Source organism: Neorhizobium descurainiae, assembly GCF_051400715.1.
GTDB lineage: Bacteria > Pseudomonadota > Alphaproteobacteria > Rhizobiales > Rhizobiaceae > Neorhizobium.
Genome location: NZ_JBLFFK010000030.1, coordinates 40,592 through 60,327 on the forward strand (window position 1 = coordinate 40,592; position 19,736 = coordinate 60,327).

Sequence of the window (19,736 nt, forward strand, 5' to 3'; positions counted from 1 at the left end):
ATTCCTGGAAAGAAGACATGAAGATCAAAGACGTTTCCTGCATCACCGTCGACAATTTCCGCACCAACTGGGTGTTCGCCATGATCACCCTTGAGGACGGCACGGTGGGTTTCGGTGAATCCACCCTGATCGGCACCGAGCCTGCGGTTGCTGCGATGATCGAAATGTGGGGTGCCCGCCTCGTCGGCGAATCCGTATTCGACGTTTCGGTGCTGCAGGGCAGGATGCGGCGCGAGAGCTACTGGCTGACCGGCCCGGTCATGTCGGCGGCGATCAGCGCCCTCGACGTGGCCATGTGGGATGCCAAGGCCCGCGTGCTCGGTGTTCCGGTCCATACGCTGCTGGGCGGCTGTGCAAGACGCCCCGTCCCCGCCTATGCGAACGGCTGGTATGTCGGCGCCAACACGCCGAAAGAGTTCGGCGAGAAGGCCAAGCAGATCGTCGACAAAGGGTTCCGCGCGCTGAAGTGGGACCCGTTCGGCGCCGCTTACCGCGCCATGCCACGGTCCGGCATCAATCTCGCGATGGAACATGTCGATGCGGTGCGCAGCGCCGTGGGCAAGGATACCGACGTGATGATCGAGGCGCATGGCCGTTTCGACGTCAACACGGCGATCGAGATCGGGCGGGCACTGGAAGAGTTCAAAGTCTCCTGGCTCGAGGAGCCCATTCCGCCGGGCCGGCCTTTCGAGATGGCCGAGGTGCGCCGTGCCGTCAACGTGCCGATCGCCGCCGGCGAGCGTTGTTATTCGCGCTTCGACGTGCAGAATCTCCTGAAGGCGGAAGCGGTCGATTTCCTGCAGCCCGACGTCGTTCATATCGGCGGCTTTACGGAAATGGTGCTCGTCAATGGACTGGTCGAAAGCGCCAGCCTTTCCATGTCGCCGCACAATCCGAACGGCCCGATCTGCCATGCCGCTTCGATGCATGCGGCGATGGCCTGGCCGGCGGTGAGCTTCCTCGAAATCATGGTCACCGACGTACCCTGGCGGCGCGAGGTCGCCGATGAGGCCTGCACCTTCAAGGATGGCTGCCTCGAAATCTCCGACCGGCCGGGATTGGGCGTCCGGATCGATCTCGAACAGGCGAAGAAACACCCCTACCAGATGCACCAGCTCCGCCACTTCTCCGGCAAGCTGACGCAGATCCGGCCGCCGGATGCGGTCGCCTGGTATGATGCATAGAGCCGGAACCATGAGCGCTTCGAAGAAAACCATCGGTTATCTCGGCAAGCCAAGCTCGGAAGTGGAGACGCTGTTCACGCGCCTCATCGGCGACCGGTGGAATTTCGTGATGAGCAACGGCCCCGCCGATACGCCGGAGTTCCGCGCTGCCCTGCCGCAGCTCGATTATATGGTCGTGTCGGCGACGCGGGTGACGGGGCCGCTCGTCGCTGAGGCGCCGAAGCTGAAACTGGTCAACAAGTTCGGTGTCGGCTACGACGACATCGACGTCAACGCGCTGACCGAGCAGGGCATCGCCTTTGCTGTCTGTCCGGCGGGGCTTGCCGAGGCGGTTTCCGAACATGCGCTCGCGCTGATCCTCTCGGTCCTGAAACGCATCCCACAGGGGGATGACGAAATCCGCCGCAAGGGCGAATGGCCGACCTGGCAAATCCGCGCCCATATCCGGCAGCTTGGCAGCAGGACGGCTGGCATTGTCGGCTTCGGTCGCATCGGCCGGATGGTCGCGCGATTGCTGTTAGCCTTCGGCTGCAATGTGCTGGTTTATGACGAGATGGCCTCACGGCACGGGTTTGAAGCGGAGCAGGCCGATGGGCGGCTGGCCTTCGCGGACGATCTCGATGATCTCTTTGCCCGCTCCTCCATCGTCACCCTGCATGTGCCGCTGACGGAGGAAACGCAGCATCTGGTCACCGAAGCGCGAATGCGCCTGCTCGGACCGGAAGGCCTGCTCGTCAACACGGCGCGCGGCGCGATCGTCGACCAGGAGGCGCTGACCCGCTGCCTGAAGGAAGGCGTGCTCGGTTTTGCAGCGCTGGACGTGGTCGCAGACGAGCGTGCTGGTACAGGAGCGCCGCTCTTCGGCCTGCCGAACGTCATCGTCACTCCGCATGTCGCCGGCGGCGGGCCGGATGTGCTGGAGCGGCGCGCCGCATTCATCATCGACAATATCGAGAAGCTGGAGGCCGGTCTTCCCATCAGCGACGGGATCAATACCGACGCGCTTCGCAGCCGGAAAGGAGTGCCCGCATGACAGCCTTGCCATCAGCCGTCCTGATTTCGGAAGAAGGCCCGCGCGAAGGGTTCCAGATCGAGCCGGGACCGATTTCCACTGCCGCGAAGATCGAACTGATCGACGCGCTGTCCCGCACGGGCTTAAAGAGCATCCAGGTCGCCTCCTTCGTCGATCCGCGCCGAGTTCCCGGGATGGCGGATGCAGAGGAGATCGTCACCGGCATCACCATGAAGCCGCGGGTCGAATATACGTCGATCTGGTTCAACGAGCGCGGTCTGCAGCGGGCGCTCGCCTCGCAGGGCCTTACCATCACCGGTAAGATCCGCTCCTATCCCTCGAAAGCCTTCCTGAAGCGCAACCTCAACCGGACGCCGGAAGAACATCTAGCGCATACGCATCAGGAAATCGCCCGCTACAAGGAACTCGGCATTCTGGTAACGGAAGCGTCGGTCACCGCCGCCTTCGGCTGCAATTTCCAGGGCGATATTTCTGTCAAGACGGTGCTCGAAGAAGTGGACTGGATCCAGTCGCTGGCGCGGGAGTATGAACTGCCGATCGAGATGCTGTCGCTTGCCGACACGATGGCCTGGGGCACGCCTGCCTCCATCCGCCGGCTGGTCGGCGAGGTGCAGGATCGCCATCCGGGCCTGCCGGTGAGCTTGCATCTGCACGACACGCGGGGCCTCGGCATCGCCAACGCCTATGCCGGGCTCACCATGGGCGTCACCATGTTCGATACCTCGATCGCCGGGCTCGGCGGCTGCCCGTTCGCAGCCCACAAGGGTGCCGCCGGCAATGTCTGCACCGAGGATTTCGCCTTCATGTGCGAGGAAATGGGGATCCGGACTGGCCTCGACCTCGACGCGCTGATCGAGGCGGCGCGATTGGCGGAACGGGTGGTCGGCCATCCACTGCCGGGCTGCGTGATGCGCGGCGGGACGCTTTCGGGGCTGAGGGCGGCGCTTTGAGCAGCATCACGGTCACCGACAGCAAAGTCAAGACTCGCCTCGCCACCAAAGTGGCGAAGCGCAGCCGCCGCGCCAACGACAACCTGATCGCCTGTCTGCTGCTGGCGCCCGCTGCGCTGCTGCTCGGCGCGATCGTGCTCTTACCGTTCTTCCACGTCATCACGATGAGCTTCCAGCGCATCAATGCTGGCGATCTTTCCGGCCCGTGGAACGGTATCTCGAACTATCTCTGGGCGCTGGCCAGCCCGGACTTCTCCTCGGGTCTCATCAATACGCTGATCTGGACGGGCGGCACCGTCTTCGGGGAAATGGCGCTCGGCCTGCTCTTTGCGCTGGCGCTCAACCAGCCGCTGAAGATGCGCGGGCTGGCGCGGGCCATCACGCTGTTTTCCTATCTCGTGCCGACCATCGTCGCCGTGCTCGTCTGGCGCTATATGTTCCACGACCTGGTCGGGATCATCAATCATATGCTGATGACGATCGGCGCAATCCGCCAGCCGCTCCTGTGGCTCGAAGACCCCAACTGGGCGATGCCCTCGGTGATCTTCATCGGCGCCTGGAAGCATTTCCCCTTCGTCGTGCTCATCCTGCTCGCCATGCTCCAGAACATCCCGAAGGAACAGTATGAAGCGGCCTCGATCGACGGAGCCCGGCCGTTCCAGCAGTTCGTCCATGTGACGCTGCCGGCGCTTTTGCCCGTGCTCTTCGTCACCGCCATCATCCGGATGATCTACAATATCAACAGCTTCGACATCATCTACCTGCTGACCGGCGGTGGTCCGGTCAACGCTACCACCACGCTGCCGGTGCTGATCTACAACAAGGCCTTCGTCGATTTCCAAGTTGGCCGGGCAGGCGCCGTGGCGATCCTGATGTTCCTGATCATGCTGATCCCGCTGGCATTGCACGGCTGGTTCACCGCGCGAAGCAAAGCCTATGACAAATAGACCCGGCGCCAAAAGCAAGATGCTTGGCAAGACCTGGCGAGGCGGATGGCAGCTCCTCATCTGGATTGCGATCGCCGCCAACGCCTTCCCGTTCTACTGGATGCTGGTGACCTCCTTCAAGGACAAGGTCGGTCTCTACCAGATCCCGCCGACGCTTGTCCCCGTCACCTGGACGCTGGAAAACTACCGGCTGCTGTTCACCACGACGGAATTCGGCACCTATTTCCTGAATAGCGTCATCATCGCAACAAGTTCGACGGTGCTCGCGCTGTTTGCCGGCTCGCTTGCGGGTTATGCGCTCAGTCGCTTCAGGATGACCTATGTCGTGCGCTTCGGTCAGCTCATCCTCATCTCGAAGATGCTGCCGGCAGCGCTGCTCGTCGTGCCGCTCTATGTCTACGTGGTGACGCTCGGCTTCATGAATTCGCCGCTGTCGCTGATCCTCGCCAATACCAGCTTCACGCTGCCGATTACCGTCTGGCTGCTCAAATCCTATTTTGATGCGGTTCCGGTCGATATCGAGGAAAGCGCCTGGATCGACGGCTGTTCGCGGATCGGCGGCCTCTTCCGCATCGTGCTGCCTTCGACCATTCCGGGCGTCATCGCGGTCGGCGCGATCAACTTCACAGCCGCCTGGAACGAGTTCCTGTTCGCGCTCGTCTTCATCTCGTCGGAACGCTATCGCACCCTGCCGCTCGGCCTATCATTGTGGATCGGTGAGGACGTGCTGTTCAACTGGGGCATGCTTCTGGCCGCTGCCGTGCTGATGACGCTGCCGGTGCTTGCCATCTATTTCCTGGTGCAACGCTGGATGATGGCCGGCCTCATGGACGGTGCGATGAAAGGATGAGCTTCCGACAACATTGGCCCGATAACATGGGGTTATGCCGGAACGAGCAATCAGCATTTGAGCGAATAGGGACCGGGGCGCATACTTTTCGAAATGGTTTGGGAGGAAACCAATGAAAACAACGCTGAAACTGACTTCGATACGCATGGCATTGACCGTTTCGGCCTTGGTGGCGGGCATGTCCTCCGCCGCCTATGCCAAGGACGTCGTGCGCTTTCTGCACAATGAGACGGACCCGCCGAGCATCGAGTTCTTTAACAAGGCGATCGCCGATTTCGAGGCGCAGAACCCGGATATTGACGTGCAGATGGAGGTCATCAACACTGATGGCCGTCTTCAGAAGGTTCTCGCCGGCCTCAATACCAAGACCATGCCCGAGGTCTTCAAGATCCTGCCGGAAGAGCGCTTCGATTTCGCGCGCAACGGTTATATCCAGCCGCTTGACGACATGATCAACGAGATCGGCGCCGATGACTTCGCCAATGGTTCTCTGACCAAGGTGGATGGCAAGGTCTACGACATGCCCTATGCGCTAGGCGATTACGGGGTCATGTGGTACCGGTCGGACCTGCTAGATGCCAAGGGCCTGCAGCCGCCGAAGACCTGGGACGAGATGGAAGCCGCCGCCAAGGCGATCACCGGCGGCTCGAATAAGGGCTTCATCATTCCGGCCGGCAAGAACCGCGCCAACAGCATCTTTTTTGCCCAGATGATCTGGTCGGCGGGCGGCACCTTCTTCGACAAGGACCTGAACGTCACCTTCAACAGCCCGGCGACTGTCAAGACGCTGGAATATCTGAAGAAGATGGCTGCCTATTCGCCGCAGGGCATCGGCTCCTATTCGCATCCGGACATGATCAACGTCTACATGACCGGCACCCTCGGCATGGACATCTATGCCGGACGCCTTGTCGCCAACGTCGCGGCCAACCGGCCGGACCTGCTTGAAAAGACCAAGGCGGCTTCCAATCCGGTCGGCCCGAGCGGCGCGAACGTCCGTTTTGTCGGCGCCAACAGTTTCGCGCTGTCGACGCCCGCCGTCGGCGCCAAGGTGCCGGCAGCGGCGGCCAAGTTCCTGAAGTACCTCGTTACCGGCGAGCGGCTGAAGAACTTCTCGCTGACCGCCTTCCCGCATCTCATCCCGCCGCTGAAGAGCGTGCAGGACGGCGTCATCAAGGCCGGCATTCCGCAGATCAAGGGCCGCGAGGATCTCGCCCGCGCCGCCTTCGAGACGGCCAACGGCCTCGACTTCGAATCCGAGGCGGGTGCCATCATCAAGGACGGCAAGGTCACGAAGTCCGGCGTCACCAACCCCTATATGGGCGCGATCATCGCCCGCAGCATTCCGGCCGTCGTGCTCCAGAAGGTCCTGCTGCAGGGGGAGGATCCGAGGGAAGCCGCCAAGTGGGGCCAGGAGGAAATGCAGGCTGTTGTCGACGAGTTGAAGAAGCACTGACGAAGGCCTGACTGAACGGGCCGGCTGAATGTGAGGCAGCCGGCCGCAACCCGAGACCGAGATCGACTGGATGCGAACGAGCCCTCGTGCGCGAACCGGACCGCTCGTGCCCGAGACTGACAGGATCTGGGAGGATCAACCGACATGACCATGAAGACATCGATATCAAAGCCCCTTCTTGCCGGTGCGGCCGTCGCCCTGGTGATGACCGCCGGCGGCGCGGCCTTCGCGCAGGAGCGCACCACGATCCGCTTCCTGACTAGCGACAACGAACCGGCGCAGGTGGAGGCGCTGAAGGGGGCGGTCGCCGAATTCGAGGCGAAAAACCCGACTATTCATGTGGAACTGGAAGTCTATGCCGTTGCCGCGCGCCTGAAGAAGCTGCAGGCGGAAATCAACGCGCGCAACGCGCCCGACGTGGTGAAGATCGTTCCGGAAGAGCGCCTCGTCTGGGGTAGCCAAGGTTATTTCGCGTCGCTCGACGACGTCTACAAATCGATCGGCGAGGACGCCTTCGTTCCGGGCACGGTGGTGAAGGTCGACGGCAAGGTCTACGACCTTCCCTATGTCATCAACCACTTCAGCATTCTCTGGTATCGTGACGACCTTCTGAAGGCCAAGGGCATCAAGCCGCCGACCAATATGGACGAGCTGAAGAAGGCGGCCGAGGCGCTGACCGTCAAGGGTGCCAACGGCCAGATCAGCCAGTTCGGCATCGCCTATCCGGCCTCCAACGTGCGCCAGACGAGCCTGCAGCTCGCGCAGTTCATGTGGTCGAACGGTGGCACCTTCTTCGACAAGGACATGAAGGTCACCTTCAATAATCCCGGCACGGTTGCGGCGCTCAACACGATGCGCGACCTCGCGGCTTTCGCACCGCCCGCCCTCGGCTCCTACAGCACCAACGAAGTCGCGGATGCCTTTGCGCTTGGCAAGGCGGCGATGGCGATTTCCTCGGGCGCGCTGGCGCTGCGCGTCATCCAGAACGCACCGGACATGTTTGCCAATACCAAGGCGGTGCGGTTCCCCGCCGGTTCGGCCGGCTCGTTCTTCTTCGCCGGCACCAACAGCATGGCGCTCGCTTCGGAAAAGATCGGCGGCAAGCACATCCCCGAGTCCAAGAAATTCCTCACCTATTTTCTCGGCAGCAAATATTATCGTGACTATCTGCTGGCCCGCGGCGGACAGGATATCTCGCCGCTGAAATCGCTGGTCGCCGACCCAGGCCTGATTGCCGAAACCGCGATCTACGGCAAGCGCCCTGATCTCGCCAAGGTCGCCTTCGACGTCTCCAACACGCTCGATTTCGACGCGGATGCCGGTGCCACCTTCTCGGGCGGCACCGCGAAGTCGGGCGGCCAGCTCAACCCCTATATCGCCGCGGTGATTGCCCGCAACATTCCTGCAACCGCCGTGCAGAAGGTGCTCATCGAGAAGATGTCGCCGGCTGATGCGGCCAAGTGGGGCCAGGTGGAATTCGAAAAGACCGTCGCCGACCTGAAGTGATCCGGCATCGCAGATGAAAGACAAGACAATGGCGAATGACAATTCCCGTTCCGAACTGGCATTCGCCAGCGTCCTCCCGATCGTCGAACCGTGGCCCAAGCCGCGGAAAACGGGCCTGACCGAGCTGCGCGACAAGGCGATCAGCTTGCGTCAGCTCCAGGATATCGTCGAGGTGATGGGCTATTACGTCGACTCCGTCAAATGGACGTCCGGCGGCCAGCGGCTCGTCAGCGCCGAACTCGTAAAGGCGAAAAACGCCTATCTTCGCGGCAACGGCATCGACGTATCGAGCGGAGGCTTCCTGGAGCGGGTTCTGCTGGCGGGCGGCACCGCGCCGCGGCGCTTCATCGAGGAGGCGAAGACGCTCGGCTTCACGACGATCGAGGTGTCGAGCGGCTCGGCGATCCTGCCACTTTCCGACAAGCTCGACCTCATCCGCGCCGTCGTCGATGCGGGGCTGAAGGCCAAGCCTGAAGTCGCCATGGCCTACAGCCCGGTCGGCCGCAATCCGGAAATCCCGCCCGCCAACGTGGACATCATCATCGACGAATGCGAGAAGTGCCTGGAGGCCGGTGCCTGGAAGATCACCATCGAGGAAGACGGCGTCTTCCGCTACGTGAAGGAGCCGGCCTACGATCTCGTCTACAAGCTGGTCCGCACCATCGGTCTCGATCGGCTGATGTTCGAGGCAAGCGACAACGCCACCTTCAACTGGCTGATCCGCACCTTCGGCTGCGACGTCAACATTTTCGTCGATCCCTCCGATCTGATGGCGCTGACCGGGCTTCGCACCGGCGTCTGGGGCCGCGAGGATACCTGGGGCCGAGTGGCCGGCTTCCGTACGGAGATGGGCCAATGAGCAGGCGAAACGGTGAGGGGAGCGCGCCATGGCTTCCGTAACCTTGTCCAATATCCGCAAGGCCTTCGGTGCGCTGGAAGTCGTGCATTCCGTCAATCTCTCGGTCGAGGACGAGGAATTCGTCGTCCTCGTTGGACCTTCCGGCTGCGGCAAGACCACGCTTCTGCGCATGGTCGCGGGCCTTGAGGAAATCACCGGCGGGGATATCAGCATCGGTGAGACCATCGTCAACGATCTTGCCCCGCGCGACCGCGACATCGCCATGGTGTTCCAGAGCTATGCGCTTTATCCGCGCAAGACCGTCTATGCCAACATGGCGTTCAGCATGAAGCTGCGCGGCGTGCCAAAAGCGGAAATCGACCAGAAGGTCAGGGAAGCAGCGGAATCGCTGGGCCTCACCCAGCTTCTCGATCGCTATCCGCGCCAGCTTTCCGGCGGCCAGCGGCAACGTGTTGCCATGGGTCGGGCGATCGTACGCGATCCCAAGGTATTCCTGTTCGACGAGCCGCTGTCCAATCTCGACGCCAAGCTGCGTGTGCATATGCGCACCGAACTTAAGCGGCTGCATCAGCGCCTGCGCACCACTTCGATCTATGTCACCCACGACCAGATCGAGGCTATGACAATGGCCGACCGGATCGTCGTCATGAAGGACGGCAGGATCGAGCAGATCGGTGCGCCGCGCGAAGTTTATCGCAATCCGGCGAATATTTTCGTGGCCGGGTTCATCGGCTCGCCGGCGATGAATTTCCTGAGCGGCACGTTGCGCCGCGATGCGGTTTCGCTGGCGGTCGACTTGGCCGACGGAAAGTCGGTGCCTCTTGGCCCCGAGATGGCCGGGCGGCACGGCCAGCCGGTGACGGTCGGCATAAGGCCCGAACATGTGGAGCTGAAGTCGGCGGGCGAGGGGCTTGAGACGCGGCTCGAAGTGCTGGAACCGACCGGCGCAGAGGTCCATGTGACCGCCACCGTCGGCGGCACGCCCTTCACCGCGATCCTGCATGACAACGAGAGCCTGACCACCGGTCAGAACGTCCATCTCGGCTTCAACCGCGACTGGATCCGGCTGTTCGATCCGGCGACGGGGCAGACGCTCGCCCACTGAGCGTGAGCGGCAGCCTATGCGCTCCGGTTATGGGGAGGGTCCGACTGAGCATTGGACGGTTATAGCGTTCGATGCGAGATTCAAAGCCGGGATGGATTTTAAATTCTCTTTTCCGATCAATGGGCTGGTCGGAAAATGGCAAGCAGGTTCCTGACGGGATCGAGGGAGGGATAGAAGATGTCAGAGCAAAACGAAACCACGGCCACGGGTGAAAGTGATCCGCGCGAACTGATCATCGAGACGCGCGATCACGTCCGCATCTTCACGGTCAACAGGCCGGAGCGCATGAACGCCTTCACGCCGGACCTGCAGCGGCAATTGTCGCACGAGTTCATCGAGGCCGAGCATGACGGCGACGTACGCGTGATCGTTCTGACCGGCACGGGTGATCGGGCCTTTTCGTCCGGCATGGACATGAAGGTACGCAAGGAAGCCGACGACGCCGGCAAACCCTTCCGCTATAAGATGGCAACGCCCTACCGCTATCTCCTCGAAGTCATTCTGGAGACCAATAAGCCTGTAATCGCGGCGCTGAACGGTTCGGCCGTGGCCGGCGGCTTCGAAACGGCGCTCGCTTGCGACCTGCGCGTCGCCTGCGAGCATGCCAAGCTCGGCCTGCCTGAAGCCAAACGCGGCATGGGAGCACATTTCTCGACGATCATGTTGCCGCGGATCATCCCGCGCGCCTGGGCGCTTGAGATGCTGTTCGGTGGTGAATACATCACCGCCGAAAAGGCCCACCAGTACGGCCTGCTCAATCGCGTCGTGCCGAAGGGCGAGGCGCTGAACGCGGCGATGGAGATCGCCATCAATATCGCCAGCAATGCGCCGGTCACCGTTCGGCGCATGAAGGAGACGGCGACCAAGTCTTCCGGCATGCCGATCGTCTCGGCGCTACGCCTCAACGAAGGCCTCAACCCCTATCTCAGCGAGGACCGCAAGGAAGGCGTGCGGGCCTATATCGAAAAGCGCGAACCGCAATGGCAGGGACGCTGAGCCTCTCGCATATGGCAATTTCCGATCAATGGATTTGAGAATTCGAACATGAAAGCTGCAGTCAACGAGGCGCTCTCGGCGCTGTTCCATCCGCGCGCGGTTGCCGTGCTCGGCGTTTCCGAAAAGAAGACGAAGCATAATCGCATCGCCTTCGACAACGTCACGTCGAACGGGTTCAAGGGCAATGTCTATCCGATCCACCGCCAGCTTCCCGATATCGATGGGATCAAGTGTTATCCGACCCCGGCCGATCTGCCGGAACAGGTGGACGTGGTGTTCATGGCGATTCCGGCCGAAGCGACGCTGGAAGCCCTGGAGGATTGCGCCAAAGCCGGCGTGAAAGTGGCGATCCTCGGCTCGGCGGGCTTTGCCGAAAGCGGCGAGGAGGGGGCGGGGCGGCAGGCTCGGCTCGGCGCCCTCGTCGAGGAATACGGCATCCGCATCGTCGGTCCGAACTGCAACGGTATCTACAATGCCAATATCGGCCTCGCCCTCGGCTACAACACCGCGCATGCCAAACATCTGCCCGCAGGCGACGTCGCTGTCATCTCCCATAGCGGTGCGCTCTTCGACACGATGATGAGCCAGTTGATCGAGGCCGGCGCGGGCCTGTCCTTCTTCGTCTCGGCCGGCAACGAGGCGGATCTCGACGTGCTCGACTATCTCGAATACGCGATCGAGGAGGGTGCGACCAAGGTGATCGCCATGCTGCTCGACTCGCTTTCGGATGGTGAGCGGCTGCGCGCGCTCGCCAGACGCGCCAAGGCAGCCGGCAAGCATATCGTCGCGCTGAAGATCGGCCGCACCGAAAAGGGCGCGGACGCGGCAATGGCCCATTCGAGCCGGCTGACATCCGGTCCCGGCGCCTACGAGGCCCTGATGGACGCCTGCGGCATTCCGCTCGTCTCGACGCTGGAGGGCCTGACGACTGCTGCCGCCATGCTTTCCCATTACGGCAAGATCGAAGGCGGGCTTGCTGTCTTCTCGACCTCCGGCGCCGGCGCGGCGCTGCTGGCGGATTTGACGGAAACGCTTCATGTGCCGCTGACAGATTTCACGCCGGAGACGGTGGAGAAGCTCGAGACCTTCCGCAAATTCTCCAAGCTTGGCAATCCGATCGATTTCGGCATTTTCGGCGAACGATCGAAGGCGCGGGACGTGCCGTCGATCGTCGCCGCCGATCCGGGCGTGGGCATGCTGATGGCCCAGGTGCATGCCCAGCGCGACTGGCAGCGCATCCCAACCATGGCGGCGATCACGCATACGCTGACGACATCCGACAAGCCGTTCCTGATCCTTGCGCCGGGCGGCCTGAGCGCTGGCCAGCGGGAGGATTGCGACGCGGCGAAGCTGCGCGTCTTCAAGGATAGCCATGCGACGCTGCAGGGCATCTCAGCCATCCTGAAGACCGGAGAGGAGGACGTTACGCCGCCGAAGCTTCCCTTCGTCCCGGCAGAGCAGGAGGCGCTCCTGTCGCTCCACCGGCCGTTGACCGAGCCGGAAAGCCTGTCGATCCTTGAAACCTTCGGCATCCGCACCGTCGCCTCGCATGTCTGTGCCTCGCTGGACGAGGCCATTGCCGCGGCTGAAAAGGTCGGCTGGCCGGTGGTGCTGAAGGGCGTCGTGCCCGGCCTTGCCCACAAGAGCGATGCCGGCATGGTGCGCGTTGACCTTCGCGATGCCGACCAGTTGCGAGCCGCTTATGGCAGCATGGGTTCGCCCGCCAGCACGGTGGTCCAAAGCTTCGTCAAGGGCGAGATCGAGGCGATCGCCGGCGTCACCAGGTCGCCGGATGTCGGGCCGATTCTGCTGGCCGGCCTTGGTGGCATCTACGCGGAAGCGCTCAAGGACATCACCATTTTCTCGATGCCGGCAAGCCGCGCGACGATCGAGAAGAAACTCGCCGCAAGTCCGCTCGGCCGGGTTCTGCAAAGTCCGCGTTGGACATCGCTCAGGTCCTTCAATACGCTGGTCGATACCCTACTTTCGTTGCAGGCGCTTGGGCTGTGGGCCGGCAATCGCATCGAGGCGGTCGACGTCAATCCGCTGGTCATCGGCAAGGCCGGCGTGATGGCGGTCGACGGACTGGTCGTACCCCGCAAGGCGACGAGCTGAAGAGACTATCCATGGGATGTGGACGATAGGAGCGTCCGCATCCCAAACTAAGAGCTTGAAGCGCACCGGCTCGCGTCCGTTCCGGCGTGGCGCGCTTTAAAAGTGGTCTGGGAGGAGCACTTATGCTGAACATGCGCCAACTTGAAATATTCTGGGCAATCATGCGCACCGGCAGCATGACCGGTGCGGGCCGGCTGCTCGGGATTTCGCAGCCGGCGATCAGCCGGTTCATCCGCCATACCGAGGACCAGATCGGCATGCAGCTCTTCCAGCGGACCAGCGGCGGGCTTCAGCCGACCGCGGAGGCGGAGGCCCTGTTCCCGATCATCGACAACATCTTCGAGAACGTCGAATTCGCCCGCCGTGCGGCGATCGAGCTCAAGGACAGCCTGTCGGGGCGCATCAAGATCGCCTCCATTCCCACGCTTGCGACCGAGCTTTTGCCGGCGCCGATCGCCTCTTTCATGAAGCAGCGGCCGGGCGTCAATATCGGGCTCAAGGTTCTGCCGACCAAGCAGGTGGTCGACCGGGTTGCGCGCCAGCAAGTCGATCTCGGCATTCTCTACGGGCCGATCGGCCATTCGGCGCTGATGGTCAAGGATCTCTGCGTCACCGAGATCGTCGCGGTGGTACCGCGCAGCCATCGGCTTGCGGAGAAGGGCGAGATCACTCCGGAGGATCTCGATGGGGAAGCCTTCATCTCCGTCAATCCCCATTCCCCCTGCGGGCTGCTGATTACCGAAACCTTCGAGCGGGCCGGCGTCAAGCCGCGAACCCGTATCGAATGTAATCACTCGCTAATGACTTATTCGCTGGTGGAAGCGGGCGTCGGTATTGCCATTGTCGAGCCGCTGTTCTTCAACGCCGATCGGGTCCATGACGTGGTGGTCAAGGCTTTCCGGCCCGCAATTGTCATCCGGCCGCAGGTGATCTATCACGGGGGACGGCCGCTCTCGCGACTGAACGCGCGCTTTTTGGCTATATTGTCGCTTAGTACTCTGAAGCTCCCACTAGTTCAAAAATCCGAGGAGCGCCCGGCGCGCAGGAATAATGTAATAGACCTCGCCGGGATGAAGGCTCGATAAACGGTGCGCCTCGGGAACGTCTTTCTCTTATTCCGTTGCGGTTTGCCGCGCCGCACGATATTGCAATACACAAGGACAGTCCCTCCAATTCCCCGGCGACCGCGGACTTGCTGAAGAACGACTATCCAGGCGAAGCCTGACGAGCGTTTGAAACTGGATCGGGTCGGCCAATCCGGTGGGTCAGCAGGCGAGGTCGGCGCGAAGTTGAGGGATCGATCGACTGGCTCAACAACGGTTCGGGACCAGTTGTCAGGGAGGGGCAGCTTCATGTTGAAACTGACGCCCATGCTTGCGAAACGGGCGAGACATCGCCAATTCCAGATCGTCGTAACCGTGGCGGACGGCATAAGAACTATGTTGATGCGGTTCAAGATGCCAGTGTTGCGCAAGACGACGGGGATGCCGCTCAAAACCCACCGGTCGTGTTCAGAGAATGGGAAATACCCGACATATCCGGTCCATCTGCGCCTCCGACACCACCTGCAATCAGTCAGTATAGCACCCGTGCTATCCCAATGAATCAAAAGCGGTAGGCCACTACAGGTCATTTACCTGGACCGTCAACGTGGTACTCGCTATTTCTTGCCCGTTGCGATGCTGAAACATCGCCGAAACATCACCGCAGACACCTAAGGCCTCTCAAAGTGAAAAAAGTCCAGCGCAGCTTTGCCGTCGAATATCGATCTGGTCGACGGAAACTCAATTCACACCCGAACTCGATCTGGGGAGACATGGATCTCAAGTCCGTTGCACAAGATCTGCAGGGCGAGGCAATGCCAATTTGGCCAGAAGCTTCTCCAACTAGCAGCAGCGGGATGTCTTTTGCTGGAGAAGATCAGGCCGAGGCGATGTTGACAGTGCCGATTGAGCAGGAGACAAATGCATCGGCTTTACAGGAGACCATAATGGCCGACGAAAACAATACGATGACTGATGCTGACACGCCCCCCTTAGCGGCGCTTGATGTAGCGAAGAAGGAGCGCAAACCGCGCGGCAGGAAGGCGGCGCCTGAAACGGCTTCAGCTGCTGTTTCGGCGCAACCGGCAGCAGCTTCGAATGCCGCAGCTGGAAAGCAGAAGAGAGGGCGTAAGGCAAAGTCTGACGAAGGTGCGGCGAGCGCCAGGCGCGTGCCTGTCAAACGTGCTCCGAAGGCTGTTCAGGAAGCGACCGCACCGTCTGTGGCGGCAGTTGATGAGTTTGCGGATCTTCTGCAGCTGGAGGAGGAAAACCAAAGACTGCGCAAGCTGTTGGCCGAGAAGCTCCGTGCTGAAAACGCCGATCTGCGAAAGCGACTCAACCTCGGTTGATCGGCAGCATTCGGCCAAGCGCTGGCCGCATTCTCATGCTTATCGGGATGAACATTTTGGTGGCAGTAATCCTGCCGCCAACGCTTTTGCGCGCAGCCTGCATGCGGATTAGAATTCGAGGTCGAATAAATGGCGTCCCCCTGGAAACTTCTTGCTCGGCTGGTGTCACCGCGACGCCAGCAGCGCCAAGAACACGGCTCGACCGATGATGTGAAGCCGGACGTATTGGCCATCGCCAAGCCGACAGAAACGGCAGCCGATGATGGATTGAATGCTGCGGAACCTCGGGTCGATGAAAAGCTGGTCCCTCACGACCAATCGGAGGCGGTCCCAGCGGATCAAGATCATTCCGAAGAGGCGGCAATTGGTGTTCATGGCGCGGCGGATATCGAAGGCGCCGGGCCCGTGGAGGCGACTGGTCCGGCCTTATCCAATGACGCCGGTAGGGTCGCACGCGACGCACAAAAACCCCCGCCGACTGGCAAAGGTGTAACGCGAAAGCGCCGCAGACGGGGCAAGACAGCGGCGACGGGTGAAGCCATTCCGCCGCCCTCTCCAGGCGTCCCCACCGTTTCTGACAATGCCATCGGCCTTGATGAAGAGATCAGGCTGCTCCGCGAGCAACTGGCGCGCAAGCTTCTGCTGCAGAATGCACAACTGAAAAAGATGCTGGAGCGGTTCCAACGCTGACCGCGCCATTATTCGCCCTCCGGGCTTGAGCAGCCTGAAGAGACCGTTCCAATTGGAAGCACTCGACGTTGGTGGCCGGCGCTCATTGGACGCTCCTGATGAAAATCCGCGCCCCTTATTGCCGGCCAACCGTTACCCTCGAGACCGCCGAGGTTGGCAAGCACCGACATTGGGAAATATCAAAACGGGATGAACCGGCTGTCCAAATGAAAAATTCCAGGTCCGCGGTTCGGATCCTTTGGCACCCTCTTTTTAAAGGTGCCTTCATGACGGCCTGGCGTCCTCCATCTGCAATTCGTCCATTCGTCACTGGTCTGATCTGGCACCCGGGTCGCTTACTAGCGGCTGAAGTTTTGGGACCGGAACGATGTGCCCGTAGGGGTGCGGCGCCCGCAGGGGTGCAGCCGCCAGGCGGCTTTATTGAGTTCGGCGAAACGAGGGAGCAAGCTCGTCGTCGAAAGTTTATCGAAGAGCTGGGCGTTGAGATCAGCGCAATGGGGTCATGGCATGTTATCGGGAATATATTGACCCTTAGTTTAGGGTAGTTGCGGGTGGAGAAACCGTACGGGTGCAGCATTGCCTCAAGATCGGCATCGTGCGGGCATTCGTTCGGACGTCGCAACTTGCTACGTCCCGTTCAAATCCGGCCAATGGCGCCCACCGCATGTTAGGCTTATGATCATCCGCAGGTAACTCCTACCACGCGGCCAGAGGAGGGATCGGTCTCAACAGTGATCCGCGCCTCCCTATAATCGTGTGTCACGGGCTGGCCGGGCGCGATCTGACGCACGGTGGTTGCTCCGGTCAGGCGTTTGGCTTCTTCCTCGGTCGGCTTGAGCTTGCCAACGAGCGTTCGGGCGGCTGCAGCGTCGCATCGGGCGGGCGAAGCCGCAGACGGTGTTTTTTCCACGGAGCATGCGGCCAAAGTCGGAACGATGTTCAGGAATGCCAGAACAGGCATAATTCGGCTCGCATGGTTCATAGGCTTTCCTTTTCAGTCCGGGTGGCGCACACAGCTCAATGTGCGGACAGGGTGTGTTGAAATCTTGATCATGGCGTCGCCAGCTATGAACCTGCAGTACGCATCGGCTGCGCCATTTTCGACACCCTGGTCGGCAAACACGAGACCGTCGGGATTGATCGTTCACCGTTTTCGGCAGCCACTTCGCAGGCGGTTTTGCTAACACCGAACTCTTGCGCACCGCATTCGAAGGTGAAGCGGTCGATGCTCATCACGATCATACGACGAGCCGATAGAAGTGCGTCGGCTATCCCGGCGACATCACACCCGTCGACACCACGACGTCGAAGACATGTTCCACTCCGACGCCAAGGCGAGTGATGGAGGAAAAAATATAAAATAACGTCCATAAGTTAAAGAATTCGAAGGGTGGGTCGTTGGTTCAGGTCCTTCAAGAGCCCGATGGTTTGCGTCAACGCGGATGGAAAGGCAGCGTTATTGACACCGCAGTCTTTGGCTCGCGACCTATCACAGACTGTGGCTTGGCATTTTATGGCGTCGACAAGGTCTTTCGCCTCTGACGGCCCTTTCGACCCAGAGCGGCGTCCAGGCTATATTCGTGACACGATCGCCATCTTTGAATCATTGAACCTATCGGAACACGATAGGAAGAAATCTGCTTCGGAAATGCGCAGGCACTGTTTGGGGTCACTTGAGCCCGATGTGTTCAGGGTTTGAGACCGGAAGGCCGGTCTGTCATCCAAATAAGGACCGGACAGCAGCAGATCATCTCCGAGACCCGTAGTGAGCCCGGTGCTGAGCCCGAAATTTTAGTCGTGTGTCCAAATTGTTGGGCTTGTCCCGCCCGCTCACGATAAAAAACATGACCTCTCCTATAGCAGCGCGCGTGCAGCTAGGTTCTTCATCAGCGCCGAAATGCCGAACTCCCAGGCCGGGCAATCGGTGGAAAGCCGCACGGTATTGCGCAGCTTGCCGAGCGCCGGCGAGGAGATTTCCACCACGTCGCCGATCTTGTGGGTAAAGCCCTGGTTCTTGACATCGCGGTCCTCGGTGGGGGCAAACAGCGTGCCGAGGAACAGCATGAAGCCATCCGGATATTGATGGTGCCTGCCGCAGGTCTGGCGGACGAGGTCGAGCGGGTCGCGGCTGATCTGGGACATCGAGCTCTTGCCGTTCAACACGTAGCCTTCGAGGCCGGTGACCTTCAGGTCGAGCTCGGCGTTGCGGACATCGTCCAAGGTATAGGTCTCGTCGAACAGGCGCACGAAAGGACCGATCGAGCAGGAAGCGTTGTTGTCTTTCGCCTTGCCGAGCAGCAGTGCCGAACGGCCTTCGACATCGCGCAGGTTGACATCGTTGCCGAGTGTCGCCCCCTTGATCTCGCCGAGGCTGTTGACGGCGAGCACGATTTCCGGTTCCGGGTTGTTCCAGGTGGAGATCGGGTGCAGGCCGACATCGGCGCCCCAGCCGACCGAGGACAGGACCGGCGCCTTGGTGAAGACTTCCGCATCCGCGCCGATACCGACCTCCAGATATTGCGACCACATGCCTTCCTTGATCAGCGCTTCCTTGACATTGGCCGCCTGCGGCGAACCGGCCTTCAGGTCGCGAAGGCTGCCGCCGATGATGGTGCTGACTTTCCCGCGGATCGCCGCCGCCCGATCCGGATTGCCGGCGGCCTTTTCCTCGATCACCCGCTCGATCATCGACTGCGCGAAGGTGACGCCGCAGGCCTTGACGGCCTGCAGGTCGGCGGGCGCCAGCAGATAGGATTTTGCCGGATCGGGTCTGCCGGTGCTGTTTGCAGCGATCTCGTCTAGCGTGCCGAGGCTCTGCCCGCCGGCAGCCCGCACAAAATCGGCGGCATCGTCGCGCTCGAGAAGCGCGCTCATCGTCGGCGCTTCCCGAGAGGTGATGTCGACCACATTGCCGCCGCGAAGCGTCACAAGGCTCGGGCCGGAAACGGCCGGGTTCCAGGCGCGCCCGACGAAGAGGCCGTCCCTAATATCATCGATCAAACGAACACTCATCTCAGCTTAACCTCCTGCCACTTTCCGCGTCGAATAGATGAACGTGCCTTTCCTGCGGGCGAAAGCCAACCCGATCACCTGGTTGCGGCAGTATCCGTTCCCTGAACAGACCTGTGAATGTCTGGCTTCCGAGCCGGCCAAGGATCTGCACCTCCGATTCGCAAAGTCACATATCCGGCGGCTGAAACTCACATACGACCTCGAACATGCCGGGCTCAAAGATCGCGATCTCCATAATTTCCTGAATCGCGCTTGTCGAGCCGCTGCCTGCGCGCATCGCTTCATATTGCGCGAGGCTCTGCCAATGCGCATACATCACAACCCGCTCGCCATCCAGGCTCAGGTGCAACGTGGCGCCTCTGAAACCGGGGGCCATCCCCACCGACTCTTCTGTGACTTTGGTTAGCAGAGCTATCAATTTCGCTGGATCCTCCGCCTTCAGCCGGAAGGTGTTGATCAGAACGATGGAACGCCGGTGGTCCGGCATCGGGCGGCCGCTGAAAAAATCCTCAACTCTTCCTCGCGTCCACGTCGGCATAAGTGGGGAATTTACTTCGGCACTAATGGGCTCTTCCGCAATTTCGGTGCAGCTCATGTTCCGATGATCCGGGAGCGAAGGAGATCAATGCCGGCACGTCCGT

At 61.2% G+C, this 19,736-nt stretch carries 18 protein-coding genes; 15 read left to right on the forward strand and 3 right to left on the reverse strand.

Going from position 1 to position 19,736, the window contains the following annotated elements; genetic code table 11:
- The first annotated feature begins 17 nt into the window (after positions 1-17).
- The 15 genes from ACMGE0_RS30525 (at position 18) to ACMGE0_RS30595 (ending at position 16,628) form a co-directional block, all read left to right on the forward strand.
- Positions 18-1,184: a mandelate racemase/muconate lactonizing enzyme family protein gene (locus ACMGE0_RS30525; protein WP_436819639.1), complete on the forward strand. Its 1,167-nt coding sequence runs from the start codon at positions 18-20 to the stop codon at positions 1,182-1,184.
- Positions 1,185-1,194: 10 nt separating this feature from the next.
- Positions 1,195-2,217: an NAD(P)-dependent oxidoreductase gene (locus tag ACMGE0_RS30530; protein ID WP_436819640.1), complete on the forward strand. Its 1,023-nt coding sequence runs from the start codon at positions 1,195-1,197 to the stop codon at positions 2,215-2,217.
- Entirely contained in the window at positions 2,214-3,167 is a 954-nt protein-coding gene (locus ACMGE0_RS30535; protein ID WP_436819641.1) for a hydroxymethylglutaryl-CoA lyase, read from the forward strand. The genes ACMGE0_RS30530 and ACMGE0_RS30535 overlap by 4 nt, the downstream gene beginning before the upstream one ends.
- Positions 3,164-4,114 (forward strand): carbohydrate ABC transporter permease, encoded by a 951-nt coding sequence (locus ACMGE0_RS30540; protein ID WP_436819642.1) that lies wholly within the window; start codon positions 3,164-3,166, stop codon positions 4,112-4,114. Before ACMGE0_RS30535 ends, ACMGE0_RS30540 begins: the two co-directional genes overlap by 4 nt.
- A complete protein-coding gene (locus ACMGE0_RS30545; RefSeq protein ID WP_436819643.1) occupies positions 4,104-4,964 on the forward strand; it encodes a carbohydrate ABC transporter permease in 861 nt (286 codons plus the stop codon). The genes ACMGE0_RS30540 and ACMGE0_RS30545 overlap by 11 nt, the downstream gene beginning before the upstream one ends.
- A 112-nt stretch (positions 4,965-5,076) precedes the next feature.
- Positions 5,077-6,420, forward strand: coding sequence for an ABC transporter substrate-binding protein (locus tag ACMGE0_RS30550; protein WP_436819644.1), 1,344 nt, complete (start codon positions 5,077-5,079; stop codon positions 6,418-6,420).
- 144 nt (positions 6,421-6,564) lie between these two features.
- Entirely contained in the window at positions 6,565-7,926 is a 1,362-nt protein-coding gene (locus ACMGE0_RS30555) for an ABC transporter substrate-binding protein (RefSeq protein ID WP_436819645.1), read from the forward strand.
- Positions 7,927-7,939: 13 nt separating this feature from the next.
- Positions 7,940-8,785, forward strand: a complete 846-nt coding sequence (locus ACMGE0_RS30560) for a phosphosulfolactate synthase (protein ID WP_436819646.1) — start codon at positions 7,940-7,942, stop codon at positions 8,783-8,785.
- A 28-nt stretch (positions 8,786-8,813) separates the two neighbouring features.
- Complete coding sequence (locus tag ACMGE0_RS30565) at positions 8,814-9,890, forward strand: ABC transporter ATP-binding protein (RefSeq protein WP_436819647.1); 1,077 nt, start codon at positions 8,814-8,816, stop codon at positions 9,888-9,890.
- Between the two features lie 177 nt (positions 9,891-10,067).
- Positions 10,068-10,886 carry an enoyl-CoA hydratase/isomerase family protein gene (locus ACMGE0_RS30570; protein ID WP_436819648.1) on the forward strand — a complete coding sequence of 273 codons (819 nt, stop codon included), beginning with the start codon at positions 10,068-10,070 and terminating at the stop codon, positions 10,884-10,886.
- A gap of 48 nt (positions 10,887-10,934) precedes the next feature.
- Positions 10,935-13,001, forward strand: coding sequence for an acetate--CoA ligase family protein (locus ACMGE0_RS30575; RefSeq protein WP_436819649.1), 2,067 nt, complete (start codon positions 10,935-10,937; stop codon positions 12,999-13,001).
- A gap of 122 nt (positions 13,002-13,123) precedes the next feature.
- Entirely contained in the window at positions 13,124-14,086 is a 963-nt protein-coding gene (locus tag ACMGE0_RS30580) for a LysR family transcriptional regulator (protein ID WP_436819650.1), read from the forward strand.
- A 644-nt stretch (positions 14,087-14,730) separates the two neighbouring features.
- Complete coding sequence (locus ACMGE0_RS30585; RefSeq protein WP_436819651.1) at positions 14,731-15,393, forward strand: transcriptional regulator; 663 nt, start codon at positions 14,731-14,733, stop codon at positions 15,391-15,393.
- A 129-nt stretch (positions 15,394-15,522) separates the two neighbouring features.
- Positions 15,523-16,083 carry a hypothetical protein gene (locus ACMGE0_RS30590; RefSeq protein WP_436819652.1) on the forward strand — a complete coding sequence of 187 codons (561 nt, stop codon included), beginning with the start codon at positions 15,523-15,525 and terminating at the stop codon, positions 16,081-16,083.
- A 266-nt stretch (positions 16,084-16,349) separates the two neighbouring features.
- Positions 16,350-16,628, forward strand: a complete 279-nt coding sequence (locus ACMGE0_RS30595; RefSeq protein WP_436819657.1) for an NUDIX domain-containing protein — start codon at positions 16,350-16,352, stop codon at positions 16,626-16,628.
- Between the two features lie 134 nt (positions 16,629-16,762).
- On the opposite strand, the gene ACMGE0_RS30600 is transcribed toward ACMGE0_RS30595, so the two are convergent.
- The 3 genes from ACMGE0_RS30600 to ACMGE0_RS30610 all read right to left on the reverse strand — a co-directional run bounded on the left by ACMGE0_RS30600 (position 16,763) and on the right by ACMGE0_RS30610 (position 19,690).
- Positions 16,763-17,065 carry an I78 family peptidase inhibitor gene (locus ACMGE0_RS30600; protein ID WP_436819653.1) on the reverse strand — a complete coding sequence of 101 codons (303 nt, stop codon included), beginning with the start codon at positions 17,063-17,065 and terminating at the stop codon, positions 16,763-16,765.
- Between the two features lie 872 nt (positions 17,066-17,937).
- Positions 17,938-19,095: a fumarylacetoacetate hydrolase family protein gene (locus ACMGE0_RS30605; protein WP_436819654.1), complete on the reverse strand. Its 1,158-nt coding sequence runs from the start codon at positions 19,093-19,095 to the stop codon at positions 17,938-17,940.
- A 166-nt stretch (positions 19,096-19,261) separates the two neighbouring features.
- Complete coding sequence (locus ACMGE0_RS30610) at positions 19,262-19,690, reverse strand: antibiotic biosynthesis monooxygenase family protein (protein ID WP_436819655.1); 429 nt, start codon at positions 19,688-19,690, stop codon at positions 19,262-19,264.
- Positions 19,691-19,736 lie beyond the last annotated feature (46 nt).

What these genes read in the sequence shown, in the direction of transcription:
- ACMGE0_RS30525 (WP_436819639.1), top strand. Translation starts at nt 18, where the DNA reads ATGAAGATCAAAGACGTTTCCTGCATCACCGTCGACAATTTCCGCACC.
- ACMGE0_RS30530 (WP_436819640.1), top strand. Translation starts at nt 1,195, where the DNA reads ATGAGCGCTTCGAAGAAAACCATCGGTTATCTCGGCAAGCCAAGCTCG.
- ACMGE0_RS30535 (WP_436819641.1), top strand. Translation starts at nt 2,214, where the DNA reads ATGACAGCCTTGCCATCAGCCGTCCTGATTTCGGAAGAAGGCCCGCGC.
- ACMGE0_RS30545 (WP_436819643.1), top strand. Translation starts at nt 4,104, where the DNA reads ATGACAAATAGACCCGGCGCCAAAAGCAAGATGCTTGGCAAGACCTGG.
- ACMGE0_RS30550 (WP_436819644.1), top strand. Translation starts at nt 5,077, where the DNA reads ATGAAAACAACGCTGAAACTGACTTCGATACGCATGGCATTGACCGTT.
- ACMGE0_RS30555 (WP_436819645.1), top strand. Translation starts at nt 6,565, where the DNA reads ATGACCATGAAGACATCGATATCAAAGCCCCTTCTTGCCGGTGCGGCC.
- ACMGE0_RS30560 (WP_436819646.1), top strand. Translation starts at nt 7,940, where the DNA reads ATGAAAGACAAGACAATGGCGAATGACAATTCCCGTTCCGAACTGGCA.
- ACMGE0_RS30565 (WP_436819647.1), top strand. Translation starts at nt 8,814, where the DNA reads ATGGCTTCCGTAACCTTGTCCAATATCCGCAAGGCCTTCGGTGCGCTG.
- ACMGE0_RS30570 (WP_436819648.1), top strand. Translation starts at nt 10,068, where the DNA reads ATGTCAGAGCAAAACGAAACCACGGCCACGGGTGAAAGTGATCCGCGC.
- ACMGE0_RS30575 (WP_436819649.1), top strand. Translation starts at nt 10,935, where the DNA reads ATGAAAGCTGCAGTCAACGAGGCGCTCTCGGCGCTGTTCCATCCGCGC.
- ACMGE0_RS30580 (WP_436819650.1), top strand. Translation starts at nt 13,124, where the DNA reads ATGCTGAACATGCGCCAACTTGAAATATTCTGGGCAATCATGCGCACC.
- ACMGE0_RS30590 (WP_436819652.1), top strand. Translation starts at nt 15,523, where the DNA reads ATGGCGTCCCCCTGGAAACTTCTTGCTCGGCTGGTGTCACCGCGACGC.
- ACMGE0_RS30595 (WP_436819657.1), top strand. Translation starts at nt 16,350, where the DNA reads ATGACGGCCTGGCGTCCTCCATCTGCAATTCGTCCATTCGTCACTGGT.
- ACMGE0_RS30600 (WP_436819653.1), bottom strand. Translation starts at nt 17,065, where the DNA reads ATGAACCATGCGAGCCGAATTATGCCTGTTCTGGCATTCCTGAACATC.
- ACMGE0_RS30605 (WP_436819654.1), bottom strand. Translation starts at nt 19,095, where the DNA reads ATGAGTGTTCGTTTGATCGATGATATTAGGGACGGCCTCTTCGTCGGG.
- ACMGE0_RS30610 (WP_436819655.1), bottom strand. Translation starts at nt 19,690, where the DNA reads ATGAGCTGCACCGAAATTGCGGAAGAGCCCATTAGTGCCGAAGTAAAT.